The organism is Neisseria sp. HMSC074B07 (assembly GCF_001810355.1).
Lineage (GTDB): Bacteria > Pseudomonadota > Gammaproteobacteria > Burkholderiales > Neisseriaceae > Neisseria.
Window position 1 is genome coordinate 27012 of sequence record NZ_KV800928.1, and the last position, 21381, is coordinate 48392.

20 protein-coding genes and 3 tRNA genes are annotated in these 21381 nt (G+C 48.8%); 8 read left to right on the forward strand and 15 right to left on the reverse strand.

Annotation, left to right across the window (positions count from 1 at the left end; genetic code table 11):
* Positions 1-53 precede the first annotated feature (53 nt).
* A complete protein-coding gene (locus HMPREF2726_RS05750; protein WP_070602571.1) occupies positions 54-635 on the reverse strand; it encodes a molybdenum cofactor guanylyltransferase in 582 nt (193 codons plus the stop codon).
* Positions 636-944: 309 nt separating this feature from the next.
* Between HMPREF2726_RS05750 and HMPREF2726_RS05755 the strand changes: the two genes are divergently transcribed.
* Both HMPREF2726_RS05755 and HMPREF2726_RS05760 read left to right on the forward strand, forming a co-directional pair.
* Complete coding sequence (locus HMPREF2726_RS05755; RefSeq protein ID WP_039863021.1) at positions 945-2765, forward strand: histidine kinase; 1821 nt, start codon at positions 945-947, stop codon at positions 2763-2765.
* Entirely contained in the window at positions 2755-3411 is a 657-nt protein-coding gene (locus HMPREF2726_RS05760; protein ID WP_003760231.1) for a response regulator, read from the forward strand. Before HMPREF2726_RS05755 ends, HMPREF2726_RS05760 begins: the two co-directional genes overlap by 11 nt.
* Positions 3412-4834: 1423 nt before the next feature.
* Here HMPREF2726_RS05760 and HMPREF2726_RS05765 read toward each other — a convergent pair.
* The 12 genes from HMPREF2726_RS05765 to HMPREF2726_RS05820 all read right to left on the reverse strand — a co-directional run bounded on the left by HMPREF2726_RS05765 (position 4835) and on the right by HMPREF2726_RS05820 (position 13785).
* On the reverse strand, positions 4835-5209 hold the full coding sequence (locus HMPREF2726_RS05765; RefSeq protein WP_070321036.1) for a CopM family metallochaperone: 375 nt from the start codon (positions 5207-5209) through the stop codon (positions 4835-4837).
* A 228-nt stretch (positions 5210-5437) separates the two neighbouring features.
* Positions 5438-7183 (reverse strand): DUF927 domain-containing protein, encoded by a 1746-nt coding sequence (locus HMPREF2726_RS05770; protein ID WP_094113228.1) that lies wholly within the window; start codon positions 7181-7183, stop codon positions 5438-5440.
* Complete coding sequence (locus tag HMPREF2726_RS05775) at positions 7180-8304, reverse strand: DUF7146 domain-containing protein (RefSeq protein WP_070602573.1); 1125 nt, start codon at positions 8302-8304, stop codon at positions 7180-7182. The genes HMPREF2726_RS05770 and HMPREF2726_RS05775 overlap by 4 nt, the downstream gene beginning before the upstream one ends.
* On the reverse strand, positions 8301-8516 hold the full coding sequence (locus HMPREF2726_RS05780) for a PTS sugar transporter subunit IID (protein ID WP_070602575.1): 216 nt from the start codon (positions 8514-8516) through the stop codon (positions 8301-8303). Before HMPREF2726_RS05780 ends, HMPREF2726_RS05775 begins: the two co-directional genes overlap by 4 nt.
* A 136-nt stretch (positions 8517-8652) precedes the next feature.
* Positions 8653-8904, reverse strand: coding sequence for a hypothetical protein (locus tag HMPREF2726_RS05785; RefSeq protein WP_070602577.1), 252 nt, complete (start codon positions 8902-8904; stop codon positions 8653-8655).
* Between the two features lie 284 nt (positions 8905-9188).
* A complete protein-coding gene (locus HMPREF2726_RS05790; RefSeq protein WP_070602579.1) occupies positions 9189-9731 on the reverse strand; it encodes a terminase small subunit in 543 nt (180 codons plus the stop codon).
* Positions 9732-9799: 68 nt separating this feature from the next.
* Positions 9800-10498 (reverse strand): hypothetical protein, encoded by a 699-nt coding sequence (locus HMPREF2726_RS05795; protein ID WP_070602581.1) that lies wholly within the window; start codon positions 10496-10498, stop codon positions 9800-9802.
* Positions 10499-10513: 15 nt separating this feature from the next.
* Positions 10514-10753, reverse strand: a complete 240-nt coding sequence (locus HMPREF2726_RS05800) for a helix-turn-helix domain-containing protein (protein WP_070602583.1) — start codon at positions 10751-10753, stop codon at positions 10514-10516.
* 64 nt (positions 10754-10817) lie between these two features.
* Positions 10818-11030, reverse strand: coding sequence for a helix-turn-helix transcriptional regulator (locus HMPREF2726_RS05805; protein WP_070602585.1), 213 nt, complete (start codon positions 11028-11030; stop codon positions 10818-10820).
* A 99-nt stretch (positions 11031-11129) separates the two neighbouring features.
* Positions 11130-12068, reverse strand: coding sequence for a hypothetical protein (locus HMPREF2726_RS05810; protein WP_148132478.1), 939 nt, complete (start codon positions 12066-12068; stop codon positions 11130-11132).
* A 185-nt stretch (positions 12069-12253) separates the two neighbouring features.
* Positions 12254-13480 carry a tyrosine-type recombinase/integrase gene (locus tag HMPREF2726_RS05815; RefSeq protein ID WP_070602589.1) on the reverse strand — a complete coding sequence of 409 codons (1227 nt, stop codon included), beginning with the start codon at positions 13478-13480 and terminating at the stop codon, positions 12254-12256.
* A gap of 220 nt (positions 13481-13700) precedes the next feature.
* Positions 13701-13785: transfer RNA gene (locus tag HMPREF2726_RS05820), tRNA-Leu, on the reverse strand.
* A 133-nt stretch (positions 13786-13918) separates the two neighbouring features.
* Between HMPREF2726_RS05820 and HMPREF2726_RS05825 the strand changes: the two genes are divergently transcribed.
* The 4 genes from HMPREF2726_RS05825 to HMPREF2726_RS05840 all read left to right on the forward strand — a co-directional run bounded on the left by HMPREF2726_RS05825 (position 13919) and on the right by HMPREF2726_RS05840 (position 15461).
* The gene (locus tag HMPREF2726_RS05825) at positions 13919-14587 is read left to right on the forward strand and encodes a hypothetical protein (protein WP_009311848.1); all 669 of its coding nucleotides are present in this window, start codon (positions 13919-13921) and stop codon (positions 14585-14587) included.
* Positions 14580-15173, forward strand: coding sequence for a GTP cyclohydrolase II (gene ribA / locus HMPREF2726_RS05830; protein ID WP_003763943.1), 594 nt, complete (start codon positions 14580-14582; stop codon positions 15171-15173). Before HMPREF2726_RS05825 ends, ribA begins: the two co-directional genes overlap by 8 nt.
* A gap of 103 nt (positions 15174-15276) precedes the next feature.
* Positions 15277-15352: transfer RNA gene (locus tag HMPREF2726_RS05835), tRNA-Val, on the forward strand.
* Between the two features lie 32 nt (positions 15353-15384).
* Positions 15385-15461, forward strand: a tRNA-Asp gene (locus HMPREF2726_RS05840).
* A gap of 154 nt (positions 15462-15615) precedes the next feature.
* Here the strand turns inward: HMPREF2726_RS05840 and HMPREF2726_RS05845 are convergent.
* A complete protein-coding gene (locus HMPREF2726_RS05845; RefSeq protein WP_009311849.1) occupies positions 15616-15978 on the reverse strand; it encodes a DUF2628 domain-containing protein in 363 nt (120 codons plus the stop codon).
* 150 nt (positions 15979-16128) lie between these two features.
* On the reverse strand, positions 16129-17820 hold the full coding sequence (gene dld, locus HMPREF2726_RS05850; RefSeq protein WP_009311850.1) for a D-lactate dehydrogenase: 1692 nt from the start codon (positions 17818-17820) through the stop codon (positions 16129-16131).
* Positions 17821-18262: 442 nt separating this feature from the next.
* Here dld and HMPREF2726_RS05855 point away from each other — a divergent pair, with 442 nt between their 5' ends.
* Together HMPREF2726_RS05855 and HMPREF2726_RS05860 are read left to right on the forward strand one after the other, a co-directional pair.
* Positions 18263-19582: a DUF445 domain-containing protein gene (locus HMPREF2726_RS05855; protein ID WP_070602591.1), complete on the forward strand. Its 1320-nt coding sequence runs from the start codon at positions 18263-18265 to the stop codon at positions 19580-19582.
* Between the two features lie 326 nt (positions 19583-19908).
* A complete protein-coding gene (locus HMPREF2726_RS05860) occupies positions 19909-21366 on the forward strand; it encodes a TrkH family potassium uptake protein (protein ID WP_070602593.1) in 1458 nt (485 codons plus the stop codon).
* Positions 21367-21381 lie beyond the last annotated feature (15 nt).

Genomic DNA, 21381 nt, shown 5'->3' on the forward strand with positions numbered 1-21381 from the left:
CGTACTGGTTTAAAGTTAATCCACTATAAAAACCGAAGTGTAATGCTTAAAGCTTAAAGCGGCCCCCGTAAATCTTCCTGCGTATTGCAGCTGAAAAAAACATGTTCCGAACCAAAATGCACCGATCTCGCCCGTTGCTGATGCAGCCAGCCGCTCAAGGTTTTCATCCCTGAATACAAATACGGGACGGTGCTTTGCAGGATTTGCGGACGGATATACATTACGTTGTAATGCGGCGTGACCGGTGTTTCCACATAAAACGCATTGCACAAAGGCGTGCGCTTGGAAACCGTTTCAAATTTCGCCACCAAATCAGACGGCAGCGCAGGCATATTGCACGGCACCACCAGCAGCCAATCCGCCGCCGCAATCTGCAAATCATTGGCAGCCGTACACAGAGCCGCCAGCGGTCCCAAATGCTGCCATTGGCGCGAATCGGCAAAAATATGCGCACTACGGCGAGCATATTCTTCCAAATTCCGGTTGGCGCTGATAGCAATGTGTTCAACTTGTGGACGCAACGCTTCAATAACATGATCAATCAAAGGTTTGTCACGCCACAATACTAATCCTTTATCCGTCCCTCCCATTCGCTCTCCCTGCCCGCCGGCCAATATCAATGCGAAGGTTTTCATTTTGGTAGTCCTTTGTGAAGTCGCTGGTTTTGTGTGCCCATACTGTTAATCGGCTGATTCTTATGTTTTTAATTCGTAGATGTTATGTTCCTACCGATTCCCTGCGAAATCGGCACATCATCCCAGGTCGTCTGAAAAGACGGTTGCCCGCGATAAAATTCATATAAAGTGAATTTTATCATAACACGATTTTACATTAAAGCGCATATCGCCTCATTCGCACCAAATTCCCCTTCGGACAGGTTGTTTCCCCGCCTAAAGGATGATATGTTTATAACATTTGGCAACAAAACGCCCTTCCTTTATTCCATGAGCTTACGAACCCTATTTTCAGGCGGCCTGAGCCTGTCCTCACGATTAAAACTGCTGACTGTCTTATGGGTTGGTTCGGCTTTATTGTCCGTCATCCTGACCCTGATTTTATCGCTGAGGCTGGAAAACGCAGCCACCGTCATTGATGATGCCGCAAGCTTGAGAATGCAGGTTTACCGTTTGGCTTACATGGCAAGCGAACGCACCCCGCAAGCGCAAATCGACAACCAATTGCGCGAATTTGAAGGAACACTCCTGCGCATCACCCAAAGCGATGCCATCTACCCCCTGATGCCTTCGGAAACACCGCCGGCATATGGTCTGATCCAATCCATGCTCTTAATCGACTGGAAATCAAACATCCAACCCGCGCTGAAACGTTACCGCAGACCGACGCAGATCGAACTCTACCGCTTTGCTGGCAATATCGAATTGTTCTTACAGGCATTGGAAAACGCCAACGAAAAAAACACCTTATGGCTGCGCCGTTTCCAAATGGCGATGATGCTGATGATTTTTGTCGCCGCAGGTTTAATGATCGTATGGCACTACGCTTGGATTATCCGTCCGCTTGAAACCCTGCGCGACGGCGTGGAAACCATCAGCCAAGGCCGATTCGGTGTACAAATCGATACCGAACAGATTCAAGAGTTTGCGCAAGTCAGCAAAGGCTTCAATCAAATGAGCAGTCGTCTGAAAGTCCTCTATACCGATTTGGAAGGACAAGTCGCCAGACAAACCCAAGACCTCGCCCGTCAAAACCGTGACCTGACCCTGCTCTACCAAACCACGCGCGACCTGCACCAAACCCTAACCCCGCGCGAAGCGGCAGAAGAATTCCTCGCACGGACCCTGCCTGCCGTTTCCGCAAGCGCAGGCAGCATCCGCCTTTTAGACAACGACCGTAAAAACACAAATCTTATTGCCTCTATCGGACTGTCTGAAGCCGAAGACAGAGATTCAGATACCGAACAAACCCAACCTGAAGAAGAAACACCCCTATTCAAACATACCGTCGTTTTCCCCATCACCTATCAAGAAGAAGAACTCGGCATCCTGACCCTATATTTTTCAGACGACCCCACACTTAACGACAACGACAACGAACTCCTGCGTACATTATGCGGTCAATTAGGTGTATCCATCGCCAGCAGCCGTCTCGAACAAGAGCGGCGCCTGCTTGCCGTACTCCAAGAGCGCAACCTGATTGCCCAAGGTTTGCACGACAGCATCGCCCAAGCATTGACCTTCCTCAATCTTCAAGTTCAAATGCTGGAAAGCGCGTTCCATGCCGACCAGAAAGAACAAGCCGAAGAAAACATCCGCTTCATCAAAGACGGCGTGCAAGAATGCTACGAAGACGTGCGCGAACTCCTGCTGAATTTCCGAACCAAAATCAGCAACAAAGACTTCCCGGAAGCCGTAACCACCCTGCTGTCCAGGTTTAAACGCCAAACCAAAATCAATGTAGAAACAGTATGGCAGGACGACGGCCGCACATTAAACGATGACGAACAGCTGCAAATCATCTTCATCCTGCAAGAAAGCCTGTCCAACATCCGCAAACACGCCAAAGCCCAACACGTCAAAATCAGCATGCTCAACCAACAAAACTTTACCCTGAGCATCGAAGACGACGGTATCGGCTTTAACCTGCAACACCTGCACAAACTCTCCGGCGAACATGTCGGACTCGGCATCATGCAAGAACGCGCCCGCCGCATCAATGCCAACCTAGACATCCAATCCCAGCCCGAACAAGGCACAACCGTTACCTTAACCTTACCGCAACACAAGAGAACGACCCATGACTATTAAAATCATCCTCATTGACGACCACACACTCTTCCGCAGCGGCATCAAAGCCCTGCTCTCCCGTCAAAGCGACTTCGAAGTCATCGGAGAAGCCGCCGACGGTTTGTCCGGCGTCAAAATGGCGGAACAGCTCAAACCCGACGTCGTCTTACTCGACCTTGACATGCCCGTTATGAACGGTCGCGAAGCACTGGCACAAATTTTGGGCGTCAACCCAAACCAAACCGTCATCATGCTGACCGTTTCCGAAGACAGCGACGACCTGACCGAATGCATGCGCATCGGCGCGCGCGGCTTTTTGCTGAAAAACATCAACGCCGACTTCCTGCTCGACAGCATTCGCAAAGCCGTGGACGGCGACAACGTCTTCTCTCCCGAAATGACCACCCGCCTCGTCCAATCCCTGATTTCCCCGTCCGCACCGCGCACCGACCAGGCACTCTCCACCCTCACCCCGCGCGAACTCGAAATCCTCGGCTACCTCGCCGCCGGACACAGCAACAAAGTCATCGCCCGCCATTTGGACTTGGCAGAATCCACCGTCAAAGTCCACGTCCAGAACCTGCTGCGCAAACTCAACCTCAGCAGCCGCGTCCAAGCCGCCGTTTACGCCGTCCAACACAAAGTCCCGCAGCCTGAAATCAATTAAACGGCTCAGGATATCGATGCCAAAGCGGTAAAAACAAAAAAGGTCGTCTGAAAACGGGTAGAACGAATCTCGCTCCAACGTTTTTCAGACGACCTTTTCCATCAAACAGGTGTAGAAATGAAGATACTGATTTATTCGGTTTTATAGTGGATTAACTTTAAACCAGTACGGCGTTGCCTCGCCTTGGCTCAAAGAGACATTCTCTAAGGTGCTGAAGCACCAAGTGAATCGGTTTCTGTACTGTCTGTACTGTCTTGCGGTTTCATCGCCTTGTCCTGATTTAGTTAAGCCACTATACTTCCCATCAGCTTGCTTGTCCTGCCAGCTCATCGGCTTAATGCTCCCCAAAACACGCCGACTCAGCAAAACAACCATATTCGATGCACCGATAAACCGTGTCTACCAAACCATTACCGACAATCAACATTGGCAATACCGCTCTTCTTTGGACAATTTACAAATTATCAGCCAAGAAAAGACGAAAAAATAACCGCTCGAAAGCGGTTAGATTTTATAGTGTGACGGAGAGACTCAAACTAAATATATAATATATTGTTTTTATTTAATTAAATTTTTATTATATTCAAAAATACCGTAAAAAATACCGTAAATTTGTCAAAGTCAAAATTTTTCAGGGGCGTTTTGTGGTATTTCTGCCAAGCTGTGAAATATGGTCGGATTGTAACACCAGTAATCACGCGCCGTCTTGTGGGCTGCGTTTGCCCTTTTCTTCCAGCCGTCCAATATTGCCTTTCAGGCGGCTTTTGTTTGTATCGGCTCTGTCAGTCATGCGCCCACACAAAAAAACGTATATATATAAAAAAGTAGTGGTTACCGTGGTTACCCGTGTTACCAAGCTGCTAAAGCCCTATGAATCGGTACTTTCACGGTAACCACTTAAATATCTTTACATGGTTACCGCTGGTTACCGCTATTTGATTTGGGGTGTAAGTACATGAAAATAAGAGGGTAACCACTGGTAACCACTCGGTAACCTGTTAAATTAATGTAGGTAGTTACCGTTTTTTCTTTGTTTTTATATTGATATTCATATAGTTATAAATGTTAAGTTTTGTGGTAACCACGGTAACCACTATATTTGTCTCGCGCATATGGTTTTATCTTTTCGCGTGTCTTGGTCTTCTTTCCTTTTTATGGACTCGCAAAATTCAGGGACTGCATTATTACGCGCGCGCGTATTGGTGTCGAAATTATTTATTCCACTGCCTGCCTTTTGGGTAGATATGGCGTAAATAGGCTAAAATTGCGCTGTAAGCGTGTTTCATTGATTGGGTAGCAACTGTATTTTGCCCGACGGGGTGAAAAATACAGTTGCTACACCTTGGTTTTAAAGTTTGTACCACCCTCAGGTGGGGTGTGTGGCGCAGCCACGAACGCGGTTAGCGGGGATGCAGGCTACGGCTTACTTTTTTTTGTTGTGTGCTTTAAGCCATTTTTGCATTTGTTCAATTTCCGCTTGTTGTGCGTTAATAATATCCTCAGCAAGCTTACGCATCTCAGGATCCTTTCCGTATTTTAATTCAACTTCCGCCATTTTTACTGCGCCAATATGGTGTGGCAACATACCTGCTGCAAAAGCAACATCAGGATCTTTATATTGCGCAGCTGCCATCATGTCTTGATTCATTTGATTCATACCTTGCATTAATTCTTGTTGCATTGCAGAATCTGTCGACATTGACATATTCATGTGTGCTTGATGAGGTTGTTCATTAGCTTGGGCATAATTTGAAATTGCAACAGCGCTAAGTGTGATAAAAGTCATAAGTTTTTTCATGTTTTTCGCCTATGTGATAACTGAAGGAGCACAAACTATAAACTTTGACCTAAGGTTAAAGTCAATATTTATTTCGATACACAAGGTTGGTATAAGGAAAGGGTCAAACAGTCCTAATTTTTGAAATTTAGGGGCTTCCTGTTGATTTTATGCTTTCTTGGTTGGTCTGCCTGAATGTTTGGACGTAAAAAAGCCCGCCATTGTCTGTAATAGCGGGCTTGCTCTTGGTTATTCGTCAAAGTCGGGCGGGGCTTCTCCCATCAAAACATAGAATCGGCTTGCACTGCCATTGCGTTTGCGCTGGTGTTGCCATCTGCCGTTATCGGCTTTTTTTAACCATTCGTGATTATGTAGGACTTCACACACTTTACGCAGGCCATATCCTTTACAGACTTCATTTTCAAAGGTAAAGGGGATTATCCAATATTCATCTATGCTTCCCTCTTGTTTCCGATAACCTGCGTGATTTTGGTTTGTGTTTTGGGCGTTCCAGTCTGAAAAGCGCATAGATAGGGCGTTAACGTCCATAAAGGCGATTACTTGCTCAATGATACGGCGATCCTCGCGGTTTCCTGTGCCGTTTTCTTCAAGCCATTCATTGAAACACTGCCTTACTCCTGCTTCTCCTGCTCCTTGTCTCATGCCGGTAATAGGGGCGGCATATTCCAAGACGGCGGCCAAAAGGGCGAAGCGGCGGGCAATTCTTCGCGCCTGTCCCTCCATTGGTGGCAAGGTCTCAAGGAATCGGTCGCGGCTGGCTTCTACGGCTTGGGCGGCGGCTTCTTTTCCGTCTTTGAGGATTTGGCGGATAAGGGCGCGGCCTGCTGTTCCTCGCTGCTTGGCTGTGGCTTGGTTGATATGCTCCGACAGTTTCGCGCCATCTGCGAAGCCGTGTAACGTGTCGTAAATGCCATATCTTGCCTCTGCCTGTATGTCAGGCAATCTAACATGATTACCCGCTTTCCATTGGGCGCGGTCTCCTATCAGGCTCTCTGGGTTTATTTCGCCGGTCGAAAGTATCAGATTGCGCCATGTTTTCTGCCTACGGTTGCCGCCATCTTTCGCCCCTTGTGTTTTTGATACGCCGTTGATAACGCTGTAAACCATTTGCGGGATTTTTCGCGGGTCGGCTGATTGCCCGATTTCATCTAACACTAGCAAGCCATCATTGCGGGCTAAAGCTAAATTCTGCAAGCCAAGCGGGGTAGTATCCCAATTTCCTTTAGTGGTTTCAGGGTCTCCCCATACGCTCAAGGCAAGCCGCGCGGCGGTTGTTTTGCCTTTTGAGGAATCGCCCGCCAAATGGAAACCGCCACCCTCTTCGTTCAAAAGTGCCAAGAATGGCGCGGCCATGCTTAAACCTAAAGCAAGGCATAGGCGGCTATTCTTCTCTGCGTATCGCGCGGCCTGCTCCTGCCATTCCTTGAGGCTGCCTTTTTCTGTGTAACCGTCTTTTTGGCTGGTGTCTCCGTTGTATAGAATGTTTGTGCCGTCTGCGTTAACGGTTTCCCCGCCTGCCAGTATGTAGGCTTCCCCGTTCCAACCGGCGTGGTCGGTAATGGTAAAGGCTATCGGGCTTCCCTCTTTCTGCAAATAGTCTGCCAGTCTTTCCCTTTTTGCCCGCCCGCTCATGATGACTAGGCCGAAATTCTGCAAACGCTGCCAGCCTTGAACTGTGCCGATTTCTGCTTGTGGTAGGGCGGCGGTCTTTTGTTGGCGTGTGATTTTGTCTTTAAACTTGATAATCCGATAATACGCGCCGTCGTTGTCCTGCCCCGTGCCGATGATGTCGATGGGGTCGGAAAGCAATAGCGGCTCTGCTTCGATGGCTTCGCCGTCCTTGCCTGTCCTGACGTTTATCCACCATACGCCCCGATGGTCGGTATCGAAGCGGGGGCGCGGGCGGTATGGTTCGATGTCGTTGATGTTGTAGTCTTCAATGGCTTTAGCGTCTATAATTGCGTTTGTTTTCATGGTGTATCACCTCTGTTTTGTTGGATAGGGTCGTCTGATTGGGCTTCAGACGACCTTTTTGCTTCTTTCAGTTCGTCCAATGCGTCATAGCCCAGTGTGTCGCTCTGCCATATGCGCGCCTTGATGCCCTGTTTGATGGATCGGACTGCCAAATCATGCGCGGCTTTGAAACCTACGGGTCGCGGCGTGTCGTTATCGGCAATAATCACGATTTCCTTTAGGTCGTCTGAAAGTCGGTATTTCGCCATGCTGTTTGCGCTCAAAGCGGCGGATAAGCCCCAGTCATGGGCTTGGAACAATTCGCGGGCGGCAAGGGCGGTTTCTATGCCTTCTGCGATGACAAGCCGTCCGTTTTCAGGGATGGGGAACAAGTGAACCGCCAGCCCTGAAATACCGCCCTGTTTGCGGCTCTGCATTTTCTTGGCGGGTAGGGCTTCGCCCGTTTCAGGGTGTTTGATTGCCAGCTTCTGATAATGCGGGGTGTGTTGTCCGTTCTCTCCGTATGGCTTGTCATAGGTCGTCTGAAAATAGGTCATGTGCAAGCCCTGAAGCTCGCCGACCGTATCGCGGATGGCGCAAACCATACAGGGGAAACGACCGATTAAAAGCGGCGCATCTTCGCCCCTAGTCCAATAATCCGCCTCTCTCAAATAACGGATGTTTTCAGGTAATTGCGCCATGCCCAAACCGCGCGATTTTAGATACTGCACGGCGGGGGAATCGGCGGTTATCGGCTCTGCCCCGTTCCACAACGCGGCAAGTTTGCCGATGTGGTCTTTTTCGGGGCGTGGTTGCGTCTGTGGGCGTGTGGGCGGTATCGGTAAGGGGTTTGCACCGCCCATGTTCAACACGCCCGCTACGGCGTGCAATGCTTCGTCAAAACCGCAATTCAGGTAATGCATTACCAAGCCGAAACCGTCGCCCGCGCCGTTGTTGTAATGGCTGCAAATAAATGTGCCGCTACCGTCCTTGTCGTCGTATCTGAAACGGTCTTTACCCCCACACGCGGGGCAAGGCTGGTGTTTGTTTTTCAAGTATCGCTGGTCTATGCCGATGGCGGCGTGAATTTCCTGCCAGCGGTATTGCGCGGCGGCTTTGATGTCTTGATAGGTCGGTTTCATTGTTCCATCTCCCCTGTTACAGGTTCTAAAACCACCCCTGCCATCGGGTCGGTCTCCCATATGGTCGGCGTTGTCTGTATTGCCTGATCCGTCTCTGCATGGGCGGGCTGGTTACAGGCTCGGATTGCCAAAGCCATCAACAACACCCCAAACACCAGCAAAGCGCGGTTGAAATAGCGGCGGAAACGGTCGTTTTTGTCAATCGGTTTCATGGTTTCATATCCTCCATGCCCCAGCGCACCAAAATTATCAAGCATTGAAAAATCAAATACTTATAAAAATACTAGGGCGAAGTTTGCCCCATGCCGTCCAAAACGGGCGGCATAAAGGCGGGTGTTTTTCAGGGATTTAGCGGATTTGTTCGGCTGTCGTTACGCTGAAAGCAGCCCATGCCTTGAGGTCGTCTGAAAGCGAAGCAATAAACGACCGGCAGGCGGCAACGGCGGCGGCGTGTGATGGATAGATGCCCAAACGGCGGGCGGTGCATGAATGAACGTCAATATCGGCTAAATACGCGGTCGGTTCGTGGACGACGGCGCAAAAGCCCTGTTCTGATGGGTATTGAACGTCTTGGATTTGGATAGAATTTGAAGATTGCATTTGAAATGCTCCTAACTGTTTGAGATTTGAGAAGCCCAAATAAGGGGGCGGTGCTCTCTCCTGCAGTTAGTCAGGCGTGGACGTTACCGTTACCACACACCGCCATAACTCGTGATAGGTCGTCTGAAATGCTAACGTTTAATAACATTGCAAACGCCTGTAAAAGAATTTTGGCGATAAAAAATCAGCGTTTACCCTGCTGATTTGGGCTAACTGTATTTGAGAGAGAACTTAGATTCTGATTCTCAAGGCTCGATTTGTCAAATGATTTTTGCATCAAGCGGCTAAAATTTTTTACCCACGATAATCATGGTTATTACATACCCGATGCGCTCTGTATCTTCTCCAGCGGTTCCGATGATGTCTTCAAGCGTAATTTCACTGTATGGCTTATTGAAAAAAGCGTTCATGACTTGCTGCATTTCTTCCTGACTTAGCGGGCATTTGCGCTCTTCCTGTTTCACTTGGCTGATTTCCGCTTCTGCCTTGATTTCCGCCTTATCCACCAATAAGCCCAGCATTTTCGCCTTACCCATCGTTGCCGATACCGCCGCGCTGCTTTGCGGGGTAGGGGCTGCCAGTGCCGCCGCCCGCGCCTGTTCCAATTCGTGCAACAGGTCGCCCACCGTTACCGCGTGTCGTTGCCGCGCTTCTTCCTTTAAGCCGTCCACCATCGCGGAAATATCGGGGTCTTGAAGCAGTTTATAGGCTTCATTCGTTACCGTTTCGGGCTTCATGTTGTCGGTGTTGTAGGCTTGCCGGTATGCTTCGCTCGCATTGCCCGTTTCCACATACAGACGGGCAAACTGTTCTTGTTTGGGGGTCATGTCCTTAATCCTTTCAGAACGCCGCCCAATAGCAATTTTTCTGCCTTTGGGCGGCTGTTTGAGTGTTGCTATTTCAAATTGTCCAAAGCCGCTTCTTTTTCTTTCTCCATGTCTTCCAAGATGTCGAAAATAGCGTTTTCTTCCCCGCCTGTGCCGTCCATCATGTTGAAGAAGCCAGGCAAACGTAAATCAATGATTCGATTTGGCAGGGATTGCCCATAGGACGGGCAATCAGCCCGCAAACCGTTTTCTTGTAGCTTCGTTTTCATCTCAACGGCGGCTTTACCGATTCCCACCAATTTCGCGGCGGCTTTGGCATAGGCTTGGGCAGCCTCCAAATATTCGGGTAAGTGGGTTTCTTCTATATCGGCGATAAACAGCTCATATCGGGAAACGGACAATAAATTGCGAAGCTCTGAAATGCGGTTCAGATGCTGGCGGCGTTCATCAAAAAGGCTTTCCAACAGTTCTTTTTGCGCTTCCAGCATATCGGTGGCGCGGTCTGCCTCTTCGCGTTTGGCGGCAATCTCTGAATCAAGCCCTTTGGCTTCTTCGCTGTTTGTGGGTTTGCCCATTTTCAACAGATTGGCAAATATGCCTTTGCGTCTGTTTCGCAGCCCCGCAAATTCATTGATAACCGCCTGCGCTTCTGTAACGCCCGCTTCTGCCGCTTCAATTTGGGCGGTCAGTTCGCTGCATTTGTCCTCTGCTTCTTTCAGTAACTTTTGACGGGTCTCAAAAGTTGTCTTTGTATATTCGATGTTCATAGTAAAGCTCCTGATTTAATTGATTAATACGAACCGACCGCGTTTCACGGTTTCGCCAAATTGGTTGGTTACTTCTTCCATCACGGTAACGATGTCATGCCCCGCCCTGCGAAGCTCCATAATGCGCGTGTTGTAGCCTAATATACCCATTTGGGAAAGCTCCCATGATGTAACGCTACCCTGTTTCAATCGGGATAAAACGCGCTCTCTTTGACTTGGCGTTTTTGCCTTGCCGTTGGTAGAATAGCTGCTCATGCTTAATAATCCTTTCCGCCGTCTGAATGTCCTTTCAGGCGGCATTTGTTTTGCGCCTGATAAATTAATTTGCCTGCTCTTCGCGTTTGGCTGCCAGTTTGCCGAGATACTCTTCAATCTCACTGGAAAGCCAGCCGGTAATATTTTCGGAAAGTTTGATAGGCTTAGGAAAATCAGGGCGGTGATGGCGGCTCTTAGGGTTTGCCCAATTCCAAATAGTCGCCCGTGAAACACCCATAACGCGGGCAGTATCGTTTACTCTTAATACGGTATTCATATGCTTTGCCTTTCTTAGTCGGGGTTGTATGACAGGCAAAAATATAGCCGCCTCTGTGGGCGGCTTGTCCTATATAGGATTGCATAAAACCTAATTAGGTTATTGTGAAAGACGGTCGATACCTTGCTTAATATATTTTGCTAATGTGTCTCCAGTAGGGGGCTTGCCTAGTTTATCAGCTTGTCTTTCCCACTCTTGGATAATAGTTTCTGCTGCCTCATATGGTTTACTACAATCAGTTTTTGTATAGATAGCGGAAAGTGCCGCAATAATTTCAGCTTGTTTATTTTCAGTGCGTTTGCTGATAGATTTTTGTATCTTCATTTTTTCGCTCAATACTTCTTTTAGCTCATTAAAACTCTTACTTGTAAGGCGTAAGGTATCAGTAGTAACCGTTATACTCCATTTATTACTTTCTAAAAAATCTCTATCTGGGCATCTAGGTCGAAACCGATAGTCTTCTACGTTAGTAAAATCGGCTAATGCCTCATTTGGAATGTATTGAAAAAACCAGCCTTCGGTTTTCAAGTCTGTAATGTATGGTAACCCTGCTATTTGGCCGTAATTTTCATTTTTTACATCAATTACTTCCTGTGGTGTTTTACATTCTATCAGTTTTGTTTCAGAAGCTAGTTTAGGGATTCTTACAGTATAGTTTTCAAAAGCCGGATTAATGCCAAGATGCTGCAATCTCTCTAGGCTTGCCTCAATATGCTCCCCATTAATGTCTAATAGATATGGGAATACACAAACTTTAGCTGATTGCTTAATTTCAATTTCTTGCATTGTGGTGCTGTGAATTGGTGCGAAATATCCATTAAATAAATAACATTCAATAATTAAGGGATTATCAATATTTGGGAAATAACGTTCTGCCAAGCTCCTTTTAAAAAATCTCATTGTAGATGCTTGTATGCAAAATTCAGTTAATCCGATAGCCCCATAATGGATAATATCATTAACTTCAAAGCTATCATTAAGCTGTTTACTTAATTCATTAGCTGCATCTTTTAAGGTGTAATATGCTCGCCATGCCATTTTTACGATCTCCTGCATAAATACAAATATTGGTAACCAGTGGTAACCAGTTGGTAACCAGTAAATTTACGTTAACTGGTTACCGCTTTTTCTTTGTATTTATATTTATATTCATATAGTTATATTTGTTAAATTTTGTGGTAACCAGTGTAACCACTATATTTACTCACGCGCATAGGGATTTTTTAATCCGTCTCGCCATCTTGAATCAATCTCAATGCTTGGTTATACCGTTCCCGCAAAAAGTCGCTATACCATTGCATAAACTCTTTGCGCTCATTCAGATAATCGGCGCGGTTGTAGGCGGCGCGGATTTTGTTGTTTTCGATATGGGCAAGCTGCCGTTCTATCGCGTCAGGGTTGAAGCCTTGTTCATTCAAAACGCTGCTGGCAAGGGAGCGGAAACCGTGCGGGGTTACTCTGCCTTTATAGCCCATGCGCTCAATGATACGACCTATGGTTGCGTCGCTAATAACACCGTCCGTCTTGGTGCGGCTTGGAAATAGAAACGGGGTATTGCCCGTGATTTCTTTCAGTTCTGCCAAAAGTTCAAGCGTCCAGTCAGCCAGCGGGACGGCATGGGGCGGTTTCGGTGCGGTCTTCTCGTGCTTCATACGCTGGGCGGGAACTGTCCATACTGCCGCGTCAAAGTCTATTTCATTCCATTGCCCGCCCCTTAGTTCCGTGCTTCGTAAAAAGGTCAGCATATTCAAAATCAGGGCTATTCTGTTTTGCGGCTCAATCTCTGCCAGTATCAGGCGGCGGAAAAATTCGGTCAGTTCTTCACGGGGCAGGGCGGGGCGATGGTCGGTCTGCTTGGCGGGGATGTATTTCCGCAATGAATAGGCGGGGTTGGTTTCCACAATCTCAAGCATGACGGCATAGTCAAATATCGCGCCCGTCCATTCCCTGATTTTTTCGGCGGTATTGTTCACGCCCCGCGCCATTACGCCGTCAAGAACCACTTTAATATCGCTTACCCTTATTTCCTGTATCGACATTGCGCCAATAACGGGGAAAACGTCGGTTTCAAAATATCTCAACACGCGGGCGGCGTGGTTTTCTTTCCAGCGGATCAGGTTGTCAGAATGCCAGCGGCGGGCGATGGCTTCAAAGGTATTTAGGGCGGCGGCTTGCCGTTCGCGTTTTTCCTGTTGCTTGGCTTCGCTGGGGTCTTGCCCCGATACAAGCAAGCGGCGGGCGTTTTCGGCGGCTTGCCGGGCTTCTACCAGTGATACGGTTGGATATTTGCCGATTGAAAGCGTTTTCCGTTTGCCGTTATGCGAAAAATCAAACCGCCATAACTTCCCGCCGCTTGTATTGATATACAGATACAAGCCCTTGCCGTCATTCAGCTTAAACGGTTTTTCGGCAGGCTTGGCGTTTTTGATTTGGCGGTCGTTCAGCTTCATTTTTACGGTATTTTTTCGAGGTATTTTTCAGATACCGCAAAAGATACCGTAAATTTTAGGTTACTTCAATTAAGCTGAATTAGACGGAATTATACAATCAGGAAGAAGACAATAGGATAGCAATCAGCCTGAAAGCCTTGTATTTACTGAGATTGGTTGATGGTATTAGACAGGATTAAACGAAAAAAAACGCCTGAAATTTTCAAGCGTTTTTGTATGTTGGTGCGGACGGAGAGACTCGAACTCTCACACCTCTCGGCGCCAGAACCTAAATCTGGTGCGTCTACCAATTTCGCCACGTCCGCGCGATGAAACTGTGGATTATACACAAAGTATCCTGCTCTGCAAACAACCTTTGGCTTGAAATTGCTTTATTCCGACCGATATAATGGCAGATCGGTTATCTGCCGGAACACACTAATATCAAAGAGGAACATCATGCCTGTTTTACTGATTCAGGATTTTTTACAGACACAGGGTTTGAAGCTGTCTTCAGACGACCTCCGTATTGCTTATCTGACCGCAAAGACGGTGATGGATATGGGCAATGCTTCGATTGACCGCTCGGTTTTGTGGCGTGAGGAAGACGGTTGGAAGCTGGCAGACCATATTGAAGAAACGCCTGAAAACGAAGCTTTGCTCAAACAGGTTTTCATGGCTTTGGATTCGGTATTCAGCCGTGCAACAGCCGTCAAAAGCGCGGCGGTTTACATTCACCTTCCTGGCGAACCGCACGCAAGGCTGGTTCGTATCGCGGCGCAAGGCGAGCCTTTGGAAAATCTGTTGGCTATTCATGAAGAAAACGGTACGGTTTACCTTGCCTGCCGTACGGCGCAAAGCGGTTGGATGAATATTGCCAACGATATTGCTTATTGGCTTTTGCTGGACGAAATCCAAGGCAGTCGGAACGAAGGCAGCGGAAGCCAGTTGTCCATCCCTGTGGCAACGCAAAACGGAACGGTTTTGGGCGTGGTTCACGTTGAATTTACCGATAAAGATCAAGCCGATGACGCAGCCCAAACAGATTGGTCGGCGCTGGCGTTGGCACTTGCCGAGCCGCTGAAAGCATTGGCAGGCATCGAGGACAAGGAAGAAGAGCATGAATAATACCTTGAAATTCGTCGCCTCTTGCCGCCTGCCTACCGAATGGGGCGACTTCACTATGCACGGTTTTGAAGAACTGAGTGGGCAAGAACACATCGCTTTGACGATGGGCGATTTTTCAGACGACCTCCCTGTCCTGACCCGCATCCATTCTGAATGTTTGACCGGAGATGCCCTGTTCTCCAAAAAATGCGACTGCGGCCCGCAGCTTGAGGCGGCGATGAAGGCGGTTCAACAAGAAGGGCGCGGTGTGATCGTTTATCTGCGTCAAGAAGGGCGCGGCATCGGCTTAATCAACAAAATCCGTGCCTATAAGCTTCAAGACGAGGGGATGGATACGGTCGAAGCCAACCTCGCGCTCGGACTGCCCGTTGACGCACGCGACTTTACGCTTGCCAAGCAAATCTACGACCATCTGAATATCCGTGCTGTCAAGCTGTTGACCAACAATCCTGAAAAAATTCAGACGTTGAAAAATGCAGGCATCAATGTTGTCGAACGTATTCCGCTCCATGTCGGCGAGAATGCGGAAAACGAACGATATCTGCACACTAAAGCCGATAAATTGGGGCATATGATTTTTGATTGAGATAATACTAAACTTATTTATTATTTATATTCAAATAAATATATTTATCTTGAAACAAACGGCTTGCCCTGATAGAGGTTTTTTGGTTTAATCCCGAGTTCTCGGGTGATTAGCTCAGTTGGTAGAGCGTCTGCCTTACAAGCAGAATGTCGGCGGTTCGACTCCGTCATCACCCACCAAGTTTCCTTTCATTGTTGCAAAACAATGATGCGCGGTGGTAGCTCAGTTGGTTAGAGTACCGGCCTGTCACGCCGGGGGTCGCGGGTTCGAGCCCCGTCCGCCGCGCCAAATTTAAAAAGCACCGATTTATCGGTGCTTTTATTTTTGGTCGATGCATTTTATATTTTGGATACTCAATTTAAAAAGGTCGTCTGAAAACAGGTTAAGCGTTTGAATAAAATGCGCTACGTTTGTTTTCAGACGACCTTAATCTCAAAAAGCTTTATTTATGACCATATTCAGCAATATATTGGGCAATTGCAGCTTCAGGGTTAGCAGCGTTAATAAGTTGAGGTACTTCTACATAACCGCGTTTAACCAGATTTTTTTCACGCAAAGCATTACCTTGCATTCCGAATACTATATAAACGCCTAAACTAAGAAGGCCGACTATGCCACCCAACATCTCATTCTGACCAGCTAATACATTTAACACAATAAAGGTAACAAATATTCCAATCCCCAAACCCCACATTTTTTTCACACAAGCCCAAATAGCCCCAAAGAAAAATGCAGGCCAAGACCAGCCTTGTTTGACTGCCTCATACTGATTCATAGGATTTTTAAAAATCTTGTAAAGTTTCATAAAATACCTTTCTTTTATGCCTTAAAAAGTTAACGTCATGATTCTATCAAAATATATTAAAAAGTTGAATCATTATAAGATTAACGGTCGTCTGAAGACTCAATTTGGTTTTCAGACGACCTTTCATTTACTTACACAATCCCAACCTTATCACTCAGCCCAGTTTTTCTTCTTACTGGTTTTGCCTATACCCGGATTGAAGCTGTTGGTCGGGTCGAGTTTGCGGTAGAACTGCTTGAGCGCAGGTTTGGCCTCGTATAAATGGCCGACGTTGTGTTCGGCGGGATACTGCGCGCCGCGTTGGTCTAAGAGATGAAGCATTTCGTGTTCCAATGCCATGCAGTCGTTGCCTTTTTTGATGATGTAATCCTGATGGAAAACGTGGCACATGAAATGTCCGTAGTAGAGCTTGTGGATGATTTTATTGTCGATTTCCGACGGCAGTTTTTCAAACCAGTCGCGGTCGTCGCGGCGCAGGGCGATGTCCAGCGCGACCAAGTCTTCCACTTCATCATCATGCACGGCGCGGTAACGGATGGCGGCGGAGGCGACGGCAAAACGGTGCAGCATGGCAGCTTGGGTTTCTTCGGCGTTGCATTCGAAAAACGCGCCGCCGTGGTGCGCAAAATACTCTTTCAGGAACGCGCGCGCTTCATCGACGCCTTTTCCGCCCATTTTCAGAATCAGATGGTGTTCGTATTTGTCGCGGTAATCGCGCATGGATTTGGGCAGGTGGTCAGGCAAGTATTTGCTGACGAACTGCATGACTTTGTCGGAAAAATGTTTGGGCAGAAAGCTGACTTTTTTGCCGAATCGGTCAACTTTGGCTTTGAAATCAAATAATTTCGGCAGTTGGTGTGTACCGAATTTTTTGATGACGTAGAACGTGTCTTTGCCGTACACGTCGGCAATATCAAAAGCATGACGGTGGATGTATTCGCCGGAAATAGGCAGGCTTTCAAATTCACCCAAGGCGGCGCGGCGGATATCGGTCAGTTCGTTGATGTCGTTGGTGCCGATGTAGAACACGGCGGTTTGCTTCTCTTGCGGGAAAGTGTCCAAGCGGACGGCGAATACCATCAGTTTGCCCGCGCAGCCGGACGCTTCATAATGACGCGCCGGGTCGGCATTGAAACGCGCGGCGGTCGGCTCGTCCACTTGGCGCACATGGTCGCAATAAGCGTGGTCGTGTCCTTTGCCCGCATCTTGCGTGATGTCTTTTCTTTGATAGTGATGGCCTTGAAGATTAGTCAGGATTTCTTCGGGCGTGTCGCCCAAATCTATGCCCAAATGGTTGACCAGATCCAGTTTGCCCTCTTCGTTGATTTGGGCGAACAGCGCCATTTCCGTGTAGGCCGGGCCGCGCTGCACCAACGCGCCGCCGGAGTTGTTGCACACGCCGCCCAAGACGGACGCTCCGATACATGAAGAGCCGATGACTGAATGCGGTTCGCGCCCCAAAGGTTTAAGCAGCAATTCGAGCTGGTTCAGGGTAGAGCCGGGCAGGCAGACGACTTGTTCGTTGTTGTTGATGGTTTGGATGATGTTCATCCGCATGGTGTTTACAATCACGATATCGCGGTCGTAATCGTTGCCGTCGGGGGTCGAGCCGCCTGTCAAACCGGTATTCGCCGCCTGCGTAATCACAATCACGTCCGCTTCGACGCATGCCTGCAAAATTTTCCACATTTCCAGAATGGTTCCGGGGCGCACCACCGCCAACGCCCTACCCTCGCCGAAACGGTAGCCTTGGCGGTATTGTTCGGTTTTCGCGGGGTCGGTGATGATGTATTTTTCGCCGACGGTTTGGGTCAGGCTGCTGATTAATTGCGAGGCGTTCATAATGCGCTCCTTGGGGCTGGTTTTATTGGATTAAAATAGTGATTGTAGTAACGCGACACGGCAAAGTAAAGGTCGTCTGAATACGGTCCGGAAAGGAATACTGTAAACCATCCACATCATCCGTCCAAACGCCCTACCCCTGAATTGCCCATTTTCCCCGCTATACACAATTTCTTTGCTGAACGGTGTGAACAGCTTGTGAATAAGTTCTATTACCTTTTGATAATCAAACAAAAAAATACAATGCTTAAAAAATAGGCAGTTTGTCGGTTTAGTCACATTCCGTGTTTGCCTTTGTGTGCGCAGTCTGTGGAAAAGTCAGCTAACTTATTCTATTCTCAATCAAAATATACAATGATTAAAAATTAGGCAATACGGCGTATAATCCGATTGATCAAACACACCCACTCAAAAATCCCGATTTTCAAAAAAAGGAAAAGGAATGCACACCCTTTCGGAACAAGTCCGCTTAAATGAGGCGCGCAAAAAGTTGGCGAAAAGCAGGCGTTGGGCGACGGGCTTGCTGCTTGCGGCGTGCGGGCTGTTTGCAGCCTCCACCGTTTATGTACGCCAATATCCTTGGTTGGGATTTGTCAAAGCATTTGCCGAAGCAGCGATGGTGGGTGCGCTGGCGGACTGGTTTGCCGTAACCGCGCTTTTCAGACGACCCCTCGGGCTGCCGATTCCCCATACCGCGATTTTGCCGCGCAATCAGGCGCGTATCGGCGATGAATTGGGGCGGTTTATCGAACACAATTTTTTGCAGGGCAAACCCATCGCCATGCGTATTTATCAAGCGCAGCCCAGCGATAAATTATTGAAATGGCTGGACGGCGAAGACGTGAAATCGCACTGGCTACCCTGGCTTTCCAAGCAGATTCCGACCCTGCTTGCCATCGCCAAACCGGAACAGACGGCGCGTTTTACGGCAATGCTGCTGGAAGAACGTTACAGCGGCGGACAAATCGGCAACGCGCTTGCCGACGGTTTGCGGCTGTTGAAAGCGCAAGGGATGCACGAAAAAGCGTTTGAAAGCCTGCTCCGTCAGATTCGGCGTTGGCTGAAAACGCCGGAAACCCGCGAAATGTTGGAACAGAACCTGCGCGAATGGGCGGCGAAAATCGAAGGCGGCAATCCCGGAACTTGGGACAGGCTTAAAGCGGCGGTGAAATCGACCTTGGTGGAGAAAGTCGATGATTGGGCGGCAGAAAAAGCGTTGGCATGGATAGACGGCTATTTGGCAACTGCGAACAAGCAGGACAACGCGCTGCGCCGACAATTCTTGGTGCAATACGACGAACTGACCGAACGCCTGACCACCTCGCGCCTGTGGCACCGCCGTCTGGACAAATTCAAAAAACAGCTCGCGCAATCGTCCGCCCTGCAACGTCAAATCATGACCTTATGGCGCGGCATTCTGGACTGGGCGCGGGAAGATGTGGAAAAACAAGACTCTTTGTGCCAAGCGCAACTGGAAAAGCTGCTGAACCATATGCGTTCGCAAGCTCAGGCATACCCGCAATTTATGCGTCGGGCGGATGTACGGATCTCGCTTTTGGTTCGGGATTTTGTGATGCGTTATAAAGATAAGGCCGCTTTGTTCGTCTCGGACAAAGTCAAAGGCTGGGACAGCCGCCTGATGGTGGAAAAACTGGAATTGAGCGTGGGCAAGGATTTGCAATATATCCGCATCAACGGCACGCTCGTCGGCGGACTGGTCGGACTGGTGATTTATACGGTATCGTTGTGGCTGGCGGGATAGTATGCAAAGAGGTCGTCTGAAAGCCCAACGGCGTAAAAAGCAATCGGCATTTTATCCCTACTTCGTCCGTTTATGTCGATTGAAGCCGCTGTTTTCAGACGACCCCTTGCCTTTTCCGACTGTAAAATATCAATAACGCCATTTGCCTAATTTGATAAAATTACGGACCGATTTTTTGTACCTGCCTGCTAAGGATGGTCTGTAAAACAGGTCGTCTGAAAATTTCCCGATCGCTTTTGACGGCTTGAATGTGGATTTCGCAGGCGGATCTGGACGGCAGCTTCAAGCCCGTTACGCCGTTCAGACGACCCCTATTTAAGATTGATATGTATAAATTCCTCCCTATTGTCCACGTTTTGTCCAGACTGGGGCTGCTGTTTTCCATGGTGCTCGCAGTACCGACGCTGATGTCGTATTTTTTTCTGGACAACGCATTTCCGGCGTTTGCCTACACGGCTTTGGCAACGACGCTGACCTCTTGCGCGGTTTGGCTGCTGACCTTCCATTTCCGCCGCGAGCTGCGCCCGCGCGACGGGTTTACGTTGGTTTTAATGTTGTGGCTGGCGTTTGCGCTGGTGGCGGCGATGCCGATCTATATTCACATCCCGGGCATCAGTTTTACCGATGCGTTTTTTGAGGCGATGTCCGGACTGACGACGACGGGCGCGACGGTCATGACGAGCTTGGACACGCTGGCCCCTTCGGTGAATTTTTGGCGGCATATGCTCAACTGGCTGGGCGGCATGGGTATCATCGTGCTGGCGGTCGCGATTCTGCCGATGCTGGGCGTGGGCGGAACGCAGCTCTTCAAGGCTGAAATTCCGGGAATGGACAAAGAAAGCAAGATGGCGCCGCGCATTTCGCAGGTGGCAAAAAAGCTTTGGTTCTTCTATACGATGACGACAGCGGCGGCTTTTCTGACGCTGCATTTTGCGGGGATGAGCTGGTTTGACGCGCTTTGCCATGCGATGTCGGCGGTGTCGCTGGGCGGTTTTTCGACACACGATGCCAGCATCGCTTATTTTGATTCGCTGACCGTCGAATGGGCGATCATGTTTTTCACGCTTTGGGGCGGTGTGAATTTTGCCACGCATTTCACGGCGCTGACACAGCGTTCGCTCAAATCCTATTGGCAGGATGAGGAATGCCGCGTACTGCTGGTGCTGCTGGCGGGCAGTATTTTGATGTCGGCGGTGTATCTGTGGCAGAAGGATTTTTATGCAACCTTTGGGGATTCGCTGCGTTTTGTCAGCTTCAACTTTGTCTCCATCGGGCTGGCAAGCGGTTTTTCCAACACGGATTTCGCGCAATGGCCGCTGATCGTGTCGCTGTGGATGTTTTTCCTATCCAACCTGTTGGCAAGCTCCGGCTCTATGGGCGGCGGCATTAAAAACGTGCGGGCGTTGGTCTTGTTCAAATTCAGCCTGCGCGAGATGATGATTCTGCTGCACCCGAAAGCGGTGCGTACGGTCAAGGTCAACGGACGCATGATTCCCGACCGCATGGCGCTGACGGTGATGGCGTTTATTTCGATTTATTTCATGACGACGATTGTGTTCAGCTTTTTGCTGATGGCAAGCGGGATGGAATTTATCTCCGCCTTCACCGCCGTTATTGCGTGTATTACCAATGCGGGCCCGGGCTTGGGCGAGGTCGGACCGGCGGGCAGCTATGCGGTATTGAGCGATGTGCAGAAATGGCTGTGTTCTGCCGTGATGCTGCTGGGCCGCTTGGAGATTTTTACGGTGTTGATTTTGCTGACACCGGCTTATTGGAAAAAATAAAGACGGGTCGTCTGA

Bases quoted from the DNA above. Each gene is read 5' to 3' on its own strand.
- HMPREF2726_RS05785 (WP_070602577.1), bottom strand. From the start codon at position 8,904: ATGCAATCTTCAAATTCTATCCAAATCCAAGACGTTCAATACCCATCA.
- HMPREF2726_RS05790 (WP_070602579.1), bottom strand. From the start codon at position 9,731: ATGACCCCCAAACAAGAACAGTTTGCCCGTCTGTATGTGGAAACGGGC.
- dld (WP_009311850.1), bottom strand. From the start codon at position 17,820: ATGAACGCCTCGCAATTAATCAGCAGCCTGACCCAAACCGTCGGCGAA.
- HMPREF2726_RS05855 (WP_070602591.1), top strand. From the start codon at position 18,263: ATGCACACCCTTTCGGAACAAGTCCGCTTAAATGAGGCGCGCAAAAAG.
- HMPREF2726_RS05770 (WP_094113228.1), bottom strand. From the start codon at position 7,183: ATGAAAACAAACGCAATTATAGACGCTAAAGCCATTGAAGACTACAAC.
- HMPREF2726_RS05860 (WP_070602593.1), top strand. From the start codon at position 19,909: ATGTATAAATTCCTCCCTATTGTCCACGTTTTGTCCAGACTGGGGCTG.
- HMPREF2726_RS05750 (WP_070602571.1), bottom strand. From the start codon at position 635: ATGAAAACCTTCGCATTGATATTGGCCGGCGGGCAGGGAGAGCGAATG.
- ribA (WP_003763943.1), top strand. From the start codon at position 14,580: ATGAATAATACCTTGAAATTCGTCGCCTCTTGCCGCCTGCCTACCGAA.
- HMPREF2726_RS05845 (WP_009311849.1), bottom strand. From the start codon at position 15,978: ATGAAACTTTACAAGATTTTTAAAAATCCTATGAATCAGTATGAGGCA.
- HMPREF2726_RS05800 (WP_070602583.1), bottom strand. From the start codon at position 10,753: ATGAGCAGCTATTCTACCAACGGCAAGGCAAAAACGCCAAGTCAAAGA.
- HMPREF2726_RS05775 (WP_070602573.1), bottom strand. From the start codon at position 8,304: ATGAAACCGACCTATCAAGACATCAAAGCCGCCGCGCAATACCGCTGG.
- HMPREF2726_RS05810 (WP_148132478.1), bottom strand. From the start codon at position 12,068: ATGGCATGGCGAGCATATTACACCTTAAAAGATGCAGCTAATGAATTA.
- HMPREF2726_RS05815 (WP_070602589.1), bottom strand. From the start codon at position 13,480: ATGAAGCTGAACGACCGCCAAATCAAAAACGCCAAGCCTGCCGAAAAA.
- HMPREF2726_RS05765 (WP_070321036.1), bottom strand. From the start codon at position 5,209: ATGAAAAAACTTATGACTTTTATCACACTTAGCGCTGTTGCAATTTCA.
- HMPREF2726_RS05760 (WP_003760231.1), top strand. From the start codon at position 2,755: ATGACTATTAAAATCATCCTCATTGACGACCACACACTCTTCCGCAGC.
- HMPREF2726_RS05825 (WP_009311848.1), top strand. From the start codon at position 13,919: ATGCCTGTTTTACTGATTCAGGATTTTTTACAGACACAGGGTTTGAAG.
- HMPREF2726_RS05795 (WP_070602581.1), bottom strand. From the start codon at position 10,498: ATGAACATCGAATATACAAAGACAACTTTTGAGACCCGTCAAAAGTTA.
- HMPREF2726_RS05805 (WP_070602585.1), bottom strand. From the start codon at position 11,030: ATGAATACCGTATTAAGAGTAAACGATACTGCCCGCGTTATGGGTGTT.
- HMPREF2726_RS05780 (WP_070602575.1), bottom strand. From the start codon at position 8,516: ATGAAACCGATTGACAAAAACGACCGTTTCCGCCGCTATTTCAACCGC.
- HMPREF2726_RS05755 (WP_039863021.1), top strand. From the start codon at position 945: ATGAGCTTACGAACCCTATTTTCAGGCGGCCTGAGCCTGTCCTCACGA.